Annotated in this window: 10 protein-coding genes and 2 tRNA genes; 1 reads left to right on the top strand and 11 read right to left on the bottom strand. The window is 59.7% G+C overall.

From position 1 onward, the window contains the following. Window positions 1-44: 44 nt before the first annotated feature. From KQ933_RS05165 to KQ933_RS05140, 6 genes are all read right to left on the bottom strand, one after another. Window positions 45-647 carry an NADH-quinone oxidoreductase subunit C gene (locus tag KQ933_RS05165; RefSeq protein ID WP_216757689.1) on the bottom strand — a complete coding sequence of 201 codons (603 nt, stop codon included), beginning with the start codon at window positions 645-647 and terminating at the stop codon, window positions 45-47. Between the two features lie 18 nt (window positions 648-665). Further along, complete coding sequence (locus KQ933_RS05160) at window positions 666-1250, bottom strand: NADH-quinone oxidoreductase subunit B family protein (protein WP_113310752.1); 585 nt, start codon at window positions 1248-1250, stop codon at window positions 666-668. Beyond that, window positions 1241-1606 carry an NADH-quinone oxidoreductase subunit A gene (locus tag KQ933_RS05155; RefSeq protein WP_008521906.1) on the bottom strand — a complete coding sequence of 122 codons (366 nt, stop codon included), beginning with the start codon at window positions 1604-1606 and terminating at the stop codon, window positions 1241-1243. Before KQ933_RS05155 ends, KQ933_RS05160 begins: the two co-directional genes overlap by 10 nt. A 248-nt stretch (window positions 1607-1854) precedes the next feature. Continuing rightward, window positions 1855-1931 (bottom strand) — tRNA-Asp (locus tag KQ933_RS05150). A 72-nt stretch (window positions 1932-2003) separates the two neighbouring features. Then, window positions 2004-2080 (bottom strand) — tRNA-Asp (locus KQ933_RS05145). A 302-nt stretch (window positions 2081-2382) separates the two neighbouring features. Beyond that, window positions 2383-2793, bottom strand: a complete 411-nt coding sequence (locus KQ933_RS05140) for a cupin domain-containing protein (protein ID WP_216757688.1) — start codon at window positions 2791-2793, stop codon at window positions 2383-2385. Between the two features lie 149 nt (window positions 2794-2942). Between KQ933_RS05140 and KQ933_RS05135 the strand changes: the two genes are divergently transcribed. Next, on the top strand, window positions 2943-3929 hold the full coding sequence (locus KQ933_RS05135) for an aldo/keto reductase (RefSeq protein WP_216757687.1): 987 nt from the start codon (window positions 2943-2945) through the stop codon (window positions 3927-3929). 84 nt (window positions 3930-4013) lie between these two features. Here KQ933_RS05135 and KQ933_RS05130 read toward each other — a convergent pair whose 3' ends face one another. From KQ933_RS05130 to clpP, 5 genes are all read right to left on the bottom strand, one after another. Continuing rightward, complete coding sequence (locus tag KQ933_RS05130; RefSeq protein WP_216757686.1) at window positions 4014-6215, bottom strand: esterase-like activity of phytase family protein; 2202 nt, start codon at window positions 6213-6215, stop codon at window positions 4014-4016. Window positions 6216-6536: 321 nt separating this feature from the next. After that, the gene (hupB, locus tag KQ933_RS05125) at window positions 6537-6812 is read right to left on the bottom strand and encodes a DNA-binding protein HupB (RefSeq protein WP_003558438.1); all 276 of its coding nucleotides are present in this window, start codon (window positions 6810-6812) and stop codon (window positions 6537-6539) included. Window positions 6813-7021: 209 nt separating this feature from the next. Then, window positions 7022-9442, bottom strand: a complete 2421-nt coding sequence (gene lon / locus KQ933_RS05120) for an endopeptidase La (protein ID WP_216757685.1) — start codon at window positions 9440-9442, stop codon at window positions 7022-7024. A 403-nt stretch (window positions 9443-9845) separates the two neighbouring features. Then, entirely contained in the window at window positions 9846-11123 is a 1278-nt protein-coding gene (clpX, locus tag KQ933_RS05115; RefSeq protein ID WP_007819824.1) for an ATP-dependent Clp protease ATP-binding subunit ClpX, read from the bottom strand. A gap of 305 nt (window positions 11124-11428) precedes the next feature. Further along, window positions 11429-12058, bottom strand: coding sequence for an ATP-dependent Clp endopeptidase proteolytic subunit ClpP (gene clpP, locus KQ933_RS05110; RefSeq protein WP_216757684.1), 630 nt, complete (start codon window positions 12056-12058; stop codon window positions 11429-11431). Between the last annotated feature and the right edge of the window lie 270 nt (window positions 12059-12328).

Here is a 12328-nt window from a genome sequence, read left to right as displayed (position 1 = left end):
GTAGTCAGTGAACGGCGGGCAAAAACCCGCCACACGCCTCAAACTTACTGCTTCGCCTTTTCGTCGCCCGGCAGCACGTATTCCGTGCCTTCCCAGGGGGACAAGAAATCGAAATTACGGAATTCCTGCTTCAGCTCGACAGGCTCGTAAACGACGCGCTTTGCCGCATCGTCGTAGCGAACCTCGACGAAACCGGTCGTCGGGAAATCCTTGCGCAGCGGATGCCCCTCGAAACCGTAGTCGGTCAGGATGCGGCGCAGGTCCGGATGGCCGGTGAAAAGCACGCCGTACATGTCCCAGGTCTCGCGTTCGAACCAGTCGGCACCCGGATAGACGGCGCAGGCAGACGGAACCGGCGTATCTTCGTCGGTCGCCAGCTTCACGCGGATGCGCAAGTTCTTCTTCGGAGACAGAAGATGATAGACGACGTCGAAGCGCAGTTCGCGCTGCGGCCAGTCGACGCCGCAAATATCCGTCAGGTTGACGAAGCCGCAATTGGCGTCGTCGCGCAGGAAGGTCAGCAGCGGGATCAGATTGTCGCCAGTCGTCGTCAGCGTCAGCTCGCCATATTTGAGCTGCGAGGCGGCAATCAAATTGCCGCGCGCTTCCGAAAGGTACGACGAAAGCTCAGTGAGGGCTTCGCTCATGATGTCCTGTCCTTGCCCTTAGCGTTCGATCGTGCCGGTGCGGCGGATCTTCTTCTGCAGCAAAAGCACGCCATAAAGCAGCGCCTCCGCCGTGGGGGGACAGCCCGGCACGTAGATGTCGATCGGCACGACGCGGTCGCAACCGCGAACAACCGAATAGGAATAGTGATAGTAGCCGCCACCGTTGGCGCAGGAGCCCATCGAGATGACATAGCGCGGCTCCGGCATCTGGTCGTAGACCTTGCGGAGAGCGGGCGCCATCTTATTGGTCAGCGTGCCGGCGACGATCATGACGTCCGACTGGCGCGGCGAGGCGCGCGGCGCGAAACCGAATCGCTCGACGTCGTAACGCGGCATGGAGAGCTGCATCATCTCGACGGCACAGCAGGCAAGACCGAAAGTCATCCACATCAGCGAGCCGGTACGAGCCCAGTTGATCAGCTCATCGGTCGAGGTAACGAGAAAACCCTTGTCGGCGAGCTCGTTGTTGATTTCGCCGAAGAACGCGTCGTTGCTGCCGATCGGCTTGCCGGTCGAGGGATCGATGATCCCCTTCGGCTGCTGCGCTACGAGCGTCTGATTGCCAGCGGGGGCTACTCCCATTCCAGGGCTCCCTTCTTCCATTCATAGATAAAGCCGATGGTCAGCACAAGGAGGAAGACCATCATGGACCAGAAGCCGAACCAGCCGATGGCGCCGAAGGAAACGGCCCACGGAAAGAGGAAGGCAACCTCGAGGTCGAAGATGATGAAGAGAATCGACACGAGGTAGAAGCGGATGTCGAACTTCATACGAGCGTCGTCGAATGCGTTGAAACCGCATTCGTAAGCCGAGAGCTTTTCCGAATCGGGCGCCTTGAAGGCAACGGCAAACGGCGCAATGAGCAGCGCCAGGCCAATGACAAGCGCGATACCGATGAAAATAGCGATCGGAATATAGGAACTGAGCAGTTCAGTCATCATGTTCATCCCTGCTTGCCGGCGGCGCCGAGCGGCGCGACTGGGCAAATGCCCGGCAAGCGAACGTGCGTTGCAACAAGCCGTGGTTAGCGCAGCCGGAGCCCCGGCGCAAGACTTTTACAGAAGCTATTCGAACAGTGTCGGACGGACATTATCAAGCAGATGCAACGATGTCGCGACAAATCCCTAAAAGTTGCGGAAGGCCGCATGGCTGACCCTCGGAAACTGCATGGCTTTTTGGAGATGAGTGGCGCGAGTGACGGGGCTCGAACCCGCGACCTCCGGCGTGACAGGCCGGCACTCTAACCGACTGAGCTACACCCGCGCATTGGACCTTTCGGACCTGAGGATAGCATGAAACCGGATAGACAGCGACGATTTGCCGCCTGCTTTGAAATGGCGCGAGTGACGGGGCTCGAACCCGCGACCTCCGGCGTGACAGGCCGGCACTCTAACCGACTGAGCTACACCCGCATTCTTTCAAGCAATCCGGTGCCTGAGCACCCTCCCCGAACGGGCTGGCCGTTGGGATGAGCGGCTAACTAAGGGGTTCGCCTTTTAGTGTCAAGCAGGTTTGGAGACAAAACCATGACAGTCCGGAAATTGTTTCGCAAAGCCTCCCCAAACCCCTCAGCAAATCGGCGATCTGCCGCGCCAAGTTTTCCACATACAGCCGACGTGGATGCGGCTGAGGCGTCTGAACCGTCCCCTCGCCGCGACGGAGATCACGACGCAGGCTCGAATCGCACACGCACTCTCAGAGCCTGAGGCCTTTCTCAACCGCCTTGAACCTTGCCGGCATATTGCTCGTCGCTGACTTGCTCCAGCCAATCTGCGACGCTGCCGTTCAGCGCTTCCTGGATGGCAATGTGGCTCATGGCCGTCTCGGGGCTTGCGCCATGCCAGTGCTTCTCGCCCGGTGGGAACCACACGACATCACCCGGGCGGATGTCCCTGATTTCCCCGCCCCATGTCTGAACGAGCCCCCTGCCTGACGTAACGATCAGCGTCTGCCCCAGGGGATGCGTGTGCCAGGCTGTGCGCGCGCCGGGCTCGAAGGTCACGTGAGCGGCCCGCATGCGTGCCGGCTCCTGCGCTTCGACGAGAGGATCCAGGCGAACGGAACCGGTGAAATAATCGTCCTGGCCTTTCGTGGAGGGGCGCGAGCCTGCTGTCTTGATATCCATGATCTTTCCCTGTTCTTCCGTCGTCTGCGGTTGAAGCCGTCGTGGGCAAGGATATTTGATCGCAGCAGGCGATCCAAGCGGCATCGGCGATTGTCGCCCCAACCGGCACCTGCTACTGCGAGGCCTTTCATTACGAACGGAGGATTTCCATGAAACATCATGCTTTCGGCCGCCTGCCCTTTACCGTCACGAATGTCGGCTTCGGCGCCTGGCAGATCGGCGGCTCCTGGGGCGATGTCAGCGAAGCGGACGGCCGCGCTGCGCTGAATGCCGCGCTCGATGCCGGCATGACCTTTATCGACACTGCCGACGTCTATGGCGACGGCCGCTCCGAAAAGATCATTGCGGACGTGCTGAAGGCGCGTGGCGGCGAGCGCCCGATGGTCGCGACCAAGGCCGGCCGCCGGCTCAACCCGCATGTCACGGAGGGCTACAACAAGGCCAATCTGGAAGGTTTCATCGACCGCAGCCTGAAGAACCTGCAGGTGGACAGCCTCGACCTCGTGCAGCTCCACTGCCCGCCGACGGAGGTGCTCTATCGCCCTGAAGTCTTCGCCGGGCTGGACGAATTGCAGAAGGCCGGCAAGATCAAGGGCTACGGCGTCAGCGTCGAGAAGGTCGAGGAAGCGCTGAAGGCGATCGAATATCCCGGAGTCGTCAGCATCCAGATCATCTATAACATCTTCCGCCAGCGTCCTGACCACCTGTTCTTCGCCGAGGCCCGCCGCAAGAACGTGGTGATCATCGCCCGCGTGCCGCTCGCAAGCGGCCTGCTCTCCGGCAAGATCACCCGTGACACCAAATTCGCCAGCGACGATCACCGCAACTTCAACCGCCACGGCGAAGCCTTCGATGTTGGCGAGACCTTCTCGGGCGTGCCCTTCGAGGTCGGTCTGCAGGCGGTGGAGGAAGTGCGCAAGCTCGTTCCGGCAGGGGCCAGCATGGCCGCATTCGCGCTGCGCTGGATCCTGATGGCGGATGCCGTCACCGTCGTCATTCCCGGCGCGCGCAATGCCGATCAGGCCAAGGCGAACGCAGCCGCTGCCGATCTGGCGCCCCTCTCGGCCGACGTTATGGCCGCAACGCGTGAAATCTACGGGCGGCTGATTGCGCCGCATGTGCATCAGCGCTGGTAGGCCCTGGCAGACCCCTCACGGTCAGCAAGGCTCAACAGAAGAGGCCGGGCAAGACCCGGCCTTTTCAGTTCAAGGGATGATCGATCAGTTGGTAGCAGTCAGGTTGACTGGGAAGAACAAGGTCTCGCCGGAAGAATCGCTCACACCGTCGTTGTCGGTCACGGCATAGGCCTTGCCCGATGCGTCGAAGGCGAAGCCTTCCAGCTTGTCGAGAACGTAGCCGTTCGTGGCCGACTTCAGGTCGCCGATGAAATCATGGGCTTCCGTCTTCTTGACGACGGGCAATTCGCCGCCGAGCTTGCCCGCCTTCAGGTCGGAGATTGCGACCTTGTAGAGCTTCTTCAGCTTGGCCGCATCGCCGACGAGGTTGTCCCGCTCGATGATGTAGACGCTGTCGCCCTGGGCAGTGATTTCGGATAGGCCGACCCAGCCGCTCTCGGTCTTGTCGAGCGGGTAGCGCACGGCGCCCCATTCCTTTTTCTTCGGATTGTAGGAGACGAGCTTCACGAAGCCCTTCTCATCGTCATTCCACTCGCGCTGGACAGCCATCCAGAGTGTTGCGTCGTCGCCAGTGCCGACGATCGTCACACCTTCGAAGCCATAGCGGATTTCGTTGGCGAGCAGTTCCTTCGGCAGGGCGATCTCGGTCTTGATGTCGCCCTTGGCGGTGACGTTGTAGAGCGCGTGCGGTACCAGACGCTCGGTATAGCCTTCCGAAGCCAGCCAGAAGGAGCCGTCGGCAGCGACAGCGATGCCTTCGATGTCGAGCTTCTGGGCCGGAGCGCCATCACGCTTGACGACGAGCGCATCGGTGATGACGGCCGGCTTCTTGGTGGCGTCGATCGTGTAGATCGTCGGCTGCGCGCCGAGGAAGCTGTCGCTGACGGCGTAGAGCATGCCCGGCTTGCCCGGAACGGCGGCGAGTCCCGAAAGGGCTGCAAAGCCGATCGGGTTGCCGTCCTTCTCGGCAGACACGATCTGCGGATAGGCCTTCTCGCCTTCACTGCGCTCGTAGATCATGACGTGCGAACGCGTACCACCATCTTTGCCGAGGTCGAGTTCGTTGGCGGTGGCAAGCAGGTTACGCTGCGGAATGGCAATCGCGCCTTCCGGGGAAATGCCCGACGGCAGGATCTGCAGCAGTTCCGGATCAGCACCCGTATCCTTGTAAACGCCGACGACGGAAGCGCGCTCGGCGAGCAGGAAGAACAGATTGTCATCGCCGAACCTGGCGGCTTCCAGACCTTCCGGCTCGACACCCTTCGACGAGGACCGGCTTTCCGGATAATGGCCGAGCGCGGCCACGGCGCGTTCGAAGGAGCTGCCAGATTCGAAGAGAACCTTGCCGGTCTTGTCGAAGATGGTGAAGCCGCGCGAGCCACCCTCATAATCGCCTTCGTTGGCGACGACGAGACGGTTGTCATCCAGCCACTTTACGGCATCCGGCTCGCGCAGGACGCCCTTCTTCTCGGCGGTGAACTTCAGGGCGCCATCACGCTTGGTGTCGACGCCCGAAAGGTCGACGCTGCCAGCGGTAAAGTGCGTCTTCACCGTGCCGGTCGCACCGTCGAGAATGATGATCTCGTTGTTTTCTTGCAGCGTCAGGGCGATTTCGTTCTGGTTGTTGAAGGCAACGAATTCCGGTTCCGGATCTTCGGGGGCAACGCCTGTGAGACCAGTCAGGGCGACATGCCTGATCGTGCCGCAATCGACGGTGCCATCGGCCTTGACCTGGAAGACGACGAGGTCGCCCGCCGGCATCTGCGGGATCTTGCCGTCGTTGACCTCTTCATCGCGCTCGTTTTCGATCGCGATCGTGCCGAGCGTCCTGTCCTTGTTGAGAGCGATCGAATCGGGCTGACCACCGAGATCGCAAGTCGCGTCGATCTTCTTCGTGGCGATGTCGACGATCGCCAGGCGGCCCGACGGCTTCTGCTTGCTTTCGCCGGTGTTGACGGCGACGAGCGCCTTGCTGGCTGCTGTCGTGACAGAGGTCGGCTCACCATCCATCATCAGCGCGCCGCCGGCCTTGGGGGCCTTGGCATCGGTGATGTCGATGAAGCCGATGGCGCCGAGCGGGCTGTCGCTGTAGATCAGCGTGTTGCCATCCTGCGAAGCGGTGATGATCTCGGCCGAGGTGGTCGAAAGCTTGTCCTTGTCGGCCGGCAGGTTGGTCGCGACCGGGAAAGAGGCGATGCGGTTAAAAACCGGCTCAGCCCCTGCCGGGAAGGCAACAGATGCGAGAAGCAGGGCGGCGAGCGCTGCCTTGCACGAGAAAGTTGTCATTGAAATCCCCCAATGTCGAAAGAATCGAACAGAGGGTTTTTGCGGGACTGCCATGACAGAGACATGACAGCCTGCGACATTTTATACAGTTTGCGTCAGCCCGATTCCCTCTCCCGGCGCATCTCGTTGCGCATGATGAAAAGCGATGCGCCGAGAGTGCGGCGCCCAGCCACAAATAGCCGGCCCCGCCCTGAGAACGTCATCATCGCAAAACGAAGCACTGCATGCGGCAGACGGCCAAAGAAAAAGGGGCTCGGCAATGCCGAACCCCTTAAAATCCTGCACGGCCGTTCTCGTTTACGACCGGCGGACAATCTCGTATCAGCCGTTGACGGCGTCCTTCAGGCCCTTGCCGGGCGTGAACTTCGGCACGTTGCGTGCCGGGATGTCGACTTCGGCGCCGGTCGACGGGTTGCGGCCCTTCGTGGCAGCGCGATGAGAAACCGTGAAGCTGCCGAAGCCGGCGAGACGGATGTCGCCCTTGTTCTTCAGCTCAGCCTGCACAACATCGAAAACTGCGTCGACGGCAGATGCTGCGTCAGACTTCGTCAGTCCAGCCTTTTCGGCTACTGCGGACACGAGTTCATTCTTATTCATGTTTCCACCCCTTTCTAAATGGTTTGAAACAACTCAATCTGTAAGCTAGGCGCAGAAATCGCTTTCATCAGGCCCGCCGAGAACCCAAAAGCCCTGCAAATCAAGGAAAAGCAAGCGTCTACATGACGTTTTCACAAAAAAAGGCCGGCGTTTCCGCCGGCCTTTTTGTTGATTTGCAACAATTGGGCACAAATGTGGCAGCCACCAGCTCAATGAGCTATGGCGGCGCCCGCATCATCAAGCCCTTCGACCGTGGCGATGACAGGCGTTTCGACCGTGCCATCCCATTCGATCGGCTCGGGGCGGCGGATCAGCGCATGCTTGATCACTTCGCCCATGCGGGAGACCGGAATGATCTCCATGCTGTTCTTCACATTGTCCGGAATCTCTGCCAGATCCTTGGCGTTCTCTTCCGGAATCAGCACCTTCTTGATGCCGCCGCGAAGCGCCGCGAGCAGCTTTTCCTTCAGGCCACCGATCGGCAGGACACGGCCACGCAGGGTGATCTCACCCGTCATTGCCACATCCTTGTTGACCGGAATACCGGTCATGATCGAGACGATCGCGGTTGCCATGGCGACACCGGCCGAGGGGCCATCCTTCGGTGTGGCGCCTTCCGGCACGTGCACGTGGATGTCGCTCTTGTCGAAGCGCGGCGGCTCGATGCCGAAATCGACGGCGCGCGAGCGGACGTAAGATGCCGCTGCCGAGATCGATTCCTTCATCACTTCCTTCAGGTTGCCTGTGACGGTCATGCGGCCCTTACCGGGCATCATGACGCCTTCGATCGTCAGCAGTTCACCGCCGACTTCCGTCCAGGCAAGGCCCGTAACCACACCGACCTGATCCTCACGCTCGGCTTCGCCGTGGCGAAAGCGCGGAACGCCCAGATAATCGTCGATGTTCTCGGCCGTTACATGAACCGACTTCGTCTTGCCCTTGATAATCTCGGTGACCGCCTTGCGGGCGAGCTTCATCAGTTCGCGCTCGAAGGTACGAACACCGGCTTCGCGGGTATACTGCTGACTGATTGCCATCAGGGCATCGTCGCTGACCGAGAATTCGCTCGGCTGCAGCGCATGCTCCTTGATGGCCTTCGGCAGCAGGTGCCGCTTGGCGATTTCGCGCTTCTCGTCTTCGGTGTAGCCGGCGATACGGATGACTTCCATGCGGTCCATCAGCGGAGCCGGAATATTCAGCGTATTCGCCGTCGTGATGAACATCACGTCCGACAGGTCGTATTCGACTTCCAGGTAGTGGTCCATGAAGGTCGAGTTCTGAGCCGGGTCGAGCACCTCCAGCAGAGCCGAAGACGGATCGCCGCGATAGTCCTGGCCGAGCTTGTCGATTTCATCGAGCAGGAAGAGCGGGTTGGACCTCTTCGCCTTCTTCATCGACTGGATGACCTTGCCGGGCATCGAGCCGATATAGGTGCGGCGGTGACCGCGGATTTCGGCTTCGTCACGGACGCCACCGAGAGCCATGCGGACATATTCACGGCCGGTTGCCTTGGCGATCGACTGGGCGAGCGAGGTCTTGCCGACGCCCGGGGGGCCGACGAGGCACAGGATCGGACCCTTGATCTTGGTAGCGCGTGCCTGGACCGCCAGATACTCGACGATGCGCTCCTTGACCTTGTCGAGACCGAAGTGATCGGCTTCGAGGATCTTCTCGGCATTGTTGAGATCGGCCTTGATCTTCGACTTCTTGCCCCAAGGGATACCGAGCAGCCAGTCCAGATAGTTACGCACGACGGTGGCTTCAGCCGACATCGGGCTCATCTGGCGCAGCTTCTTCAGCTCTGCGTCAGCCTTTTCACGGGCTTCCTTGGACAGCTTCGTCTTGGCGATGCGCTCTTCCAGTTCGCTCATCTCGTCGCGGCCTTCCTCGCCGTCGCCGAGTTCCTTCTGGATCGCCTTCATCTGCTCATTCAGGTAGTATTCACGCTGGGTCTTCTCCATCTGGCGCTTGACACGCGAGCGGATGCGCTTTTCGACCTGCAGAACCGAGATCTCACCTTCCATGAAGCCGAGAGCCTTTTCGAGGCGGGCCTTGACGCTGGTGGTTTCCAGCATCTCCTGCTTCTCGGTGATCTTGATCGACAGGTGCGAGGCGACCGTATCGGCGAGCTTGGAATAGTCGTCGATCTGGCTGGCTGCACCGACAACCTCGGGCGAAATCTTCTTGTTGAGCTTCACGTAGCTCTCGAATTCCGAGACGACGGAACGGGAGAGCGCTTCCAGCTCGACCGGATCATCATGCGGCTCTTCGAGCACATGACCGAGGGCTTCGTAGAAATCTTCGCGGCTCGTGTAGCTGTCGATCTCGGCGCGGGCGCGGCCTTCAACCAGAACCTTGACTGTGCCGTCAGGCAGCTTCAGGAGTTGCAACACATTCGCGACCGTACCGACGCGGTGGATCGCAGACGGGTCCGGATCGTCGTCGCTGGCGTTGATCTGGGTGACCAGCATGATCTGCTTGTCGGAACCCATGACCTCTTCGAGCGCACGGATCGACTTTTCCCGCCCGACGAACAGCGGCACGATCATATGGGGGAACACCACGATGTCGCGCAGGGGAAGAACAGGATAGGCGGTGCTGGTGCTCGCTACAGACGTTTTCTTCGTCATTTTTATTCCTTTCCATCGTCCCGTTACCGGGCTCTTTGGCGCGGCCGCTTGGGACCGGCCGGCACTCTCACTTGTTGTTACAAGTGGAGGTTCTGACTACGCTTTTCAAGCCACGTTAACGCCCGCGTTCCACGGTTGTGACAGCTTTATTACATGGAACGCCAACACAATGAAGCGCCTATCTGGAGCGACGCTTACCATTTCCGAACCGCCTAAAATAACAACGCCAGCAACACGCTACGGAATCACAGCATCATTGCCAAGGGGTATCGTTTGCGCAATATCGGCCAAGGCTGTTTTTCAACCTTGCCCGCAACTATTATCAGCGCCCGGCACCTGTTTTCAAATAGAAAGGGGCCCGCACAAGGCAAGCCCCTTAAAATAGCGGTTCTCAACGCAAGCTTCAGGCCGAAACGTTTGCCTTCTCGTCCTGGCGGTCGGCGTAGATATACAGCGGACGGGCCGAACCGCGTGCGACCTCTTCGGAGATGACGACTTCGCGAACGCCTTCCAGCGCCGGCAGTTCGAACATCGTGTCGAGCAGGATCTTTTCCATAATCGAGCGCAGGCCGCGGGCGCCGGTCTTGCGGATGATCGCCTTTCGGGCAATTTCGCGGAGCGCGTCCTCGTGGAAGGACAGTTCCACGTCTTCCATCTCGAACAGGCGCTGATACTGCTTGATCAGCGCGTTCTTCGGCTCGGACAGGATCTGGATCAGCGCATCCTCATCGAGGTCTTCCAGCGTTGCCAGAACCGGCAGACGACCGATGAATTCCGGGATGAGGCCGAACTTGACCAGATCTTCCGGCTCCAGTTCGCGTAGCACTTCGCCGACGCGGCGGTCGTCCTGTGCCTTGACGGTCGCACCGAAGCCGATCGAGGTCTTCTCGCCGCGGGCCGAAATGATCTTGTCGAGGCCAGCGAAGGCGCCGCCGCAGATGAACAAGATGTTCGTCGTGTCGACCTGCAGGAATTCCTGCTGCGGATGCTTGCGGCCGCCCTGCGGCGGTACGGAAGCAACCGTGCCTTCCATGATCTTCAGAAGCGCCTGCTGCACGCCCTCGCCCGATACGTCACGGGTGATCGACGGGTTGTCGGACTTGCGGGAGATCTTGTCGACCTCGTCGATGTAGACGATGCCACGCTGGGCGCGCTCGACATTGTAGTCCGCAGCCTGCAGAAGCTTCAGGATGATGTTTTCAACGTCTTCACCGACATAGCCGGCTTCCGTCAGCGTGGTCGCATCGGCCATCGTGAAGGGAACGTCGATGATGCGGGCGAGCGTCTGGGCAAGATAGGTCTTGCCGCAGCCGGTCGGGCCAACCAGCATGATGTTCGACTTCGCCAGTTCGACATCGCCATTCTTGGAGGCGTGTGCGAGGCGCTTGTAGTGGTTGTGAACGGCGACCGACAGGATCTTCTTCGCCTGACGCTGGCCGATGACATATTCATCGAGAACCTTGATGATGTCCTGGGGCGTGGGAACGCCGTCACGGGACTTGACCATCGAGGATTTGTTCTCCTCGCGGATGATGTCCATGCACAGTTCGACGCATTCATCGCAGATGAACACGGTCGGTCCGGCAATAAGCTTCCGGACCTCGTGCTGGCTCTTTCCGCAGAAAGAACAATAGAGGGTGTTCTTACTGTCGCCGCCGTTGCTGCCGCTGACCTTGCTCATATCACTTTCCTTCCAGCACGCCGCATTTCGAACGCGAAATTGCGGTCCACTCAATCAGCTCCCTGACAGCACTCCCTACCCGGAGTTCTGTCGACAAGGGCTTCAGGGGCTACGAACCGGGTCCGATCCAATCATGTCCGGGTACCGGCGGCAACGAATTCCCCTTCGAATGCCGAATGCTATGTCACAAAAATTCAACATAGCATTAATAGTTACTATTAGCGTCTCCGCCGCCAGATGAAACCCCTAGTTCAATCACAAATGGGATAGAACTGTGGCGGCGAAAACACCATCCCTATTAATTACTAGGCCTGATCGCCTTCCATTTCGATGCGCGATGTCAGAACCTTGTCGATGACGCCCCAGGTCTGGGCCTCGTCCGCATCCATGAAATGATCGCGATCGAGGGTCTTTTCGACCTCCTCGTAGCTGCGTCCCGTATGCTTCACATAGACTTCGTTGAGGCGGCGCTTCATCTTCAGGATGTCGCGGGCATGACGCTCGATATCCGATGCCTGGCCCTGGAAACCGCCTGAAGGCTGGTGAACCATGATGCGGGAATTCGGGGTGGCGAAACGCATGTCCTTATGGCCGGCGGCCAGAAGCAGCGAGCCCATGGAAGCGGCCTGGCCGATGCAAAGCGTCGAGACAGCCGGCTTGATGAACTGCATCGTGTCGTAGATCGCCATGCCGGCGGTAACCACGCCACCTGGCGAATTGATGTAGAGCGCGATTTCCTTCTTCGGATTTTCGGCCTCGAGGAAGAGAAGCTGGGCGCAGACGAGTGTCGCCATATGATCCTCGACAGGGCCTGTCAGGAAGATGATGCGTTCCTTGAGCAGGCGGGAATAGATGTCGTAGGAGCGTTCACCGCGGTTGGTCTGTTCCACAACCATCGGCACGAGGGCCATAGCGGTATCGACTGGGTTTCTCATGTGCGTCCTTTTAACGTCTTTCCGGCGAATGCCGGGAATCAAAGAAAAATGCCTTGTCCCTACATAGAGTGTCCCAGCCCCCCTCTTCAAGACACGCATAAGGATAACGTTAAGAAGCGGGCGCGGCATATGGCTTTGGCATTTCCCTATCCCGTTTCTCCCAAACGCCTGTTAACGGCGAGGCCCCGCTTTTGCCCCTCACAATTTTTCTCTGTGACAGGATGAAGGAAGGCTTACCGCATTCGACTGAACTCATGGACATTTACCGGA

Origin of the sequence: Rhizobium sp. WYJ-E13 (assembly GCF_018987265.1) — a bacterium.
Classification (GTDB): domain Bacteria; phylum Pseudomonadota; class Alphaproteobacteria; order Rhizobiales; family Rhizobiaceae; genus Rhizobium.
This window is presented reverse-complemented; position numbering and strand designations above follow the sequence as displayed.

Bases quoted from the DNA above. Each gene is read 5' to 3' on its own strand.
- KQ933_RS05135 (WP_216757687.1), top strand. From the start codon at position 2,943: ATGAAACATCATGCTTTCGGCCGCCTGCCCTTTACCGTCACGAATGTC.
- lon (WP_216757685.1), bottom strand. From the start codon at position 9,442: ATGACGAAGAAAACGTCTGTAGCGAGCACCAGCACCGCCTATCCTGTT.
- KQ933_RS05155 (WP_008521906.1), bottom strand. From the start codon at position 1,606: ATGACTGAACTGCTCAGTTCCTATATTCCGATCGCTATTTTCATCGGT.
- clpP (WP_216757684.1), bottom strand. From the start codon at position 12,058: ATGAGAAACCCAGTCGATACCGCTATGGCCCTCGTGCCGATGGTTGTG.
- hupB (WP_003558438.1), bottom strand. From the start codon at position 6,812: ATGAATAAGAATGAACTCGTGTCCGCAGTAGCCGAAAAGGCTGGACTG.
- KQ933_RS05140 (WP_216757688.1), bottom strand. From the start codon at position 2,793: ATGGATATCAAGACAGCAGGCTCGCGCCCCTCCACGAAAGGCCAGGAC.
- KQ933_RS05160 (WP_113310752.1), bottom strand. From the start codon at position 1,250: ATGGGAGTAGCCCCCGCTGGCAATCAGACGCTCGTAGCGCAGCAGCCG.
- KQ933_RS05165 (WP_216757689.1), bottom strand. From the start codon at position 647: ATGAGCGAAGCCCTCACTGAGCTTTCGTCGTACCTTTCGGAAGCGCGC.
- KQ933_RS05130 (WP_216757686.1), bottom strand. From the start codon at position 6,215: ATGACAACTTTCTCGTGCAAGGCAGCGCTCGCCGCCCTGCTTCTCGCA.
- clpX (WP_007819824.1), bottom strand. From the start codon at position 11,123: ATGAGCAAGGTCAGCGGCAGCAACGGCGGCGACAGTAAGAACACCCTC.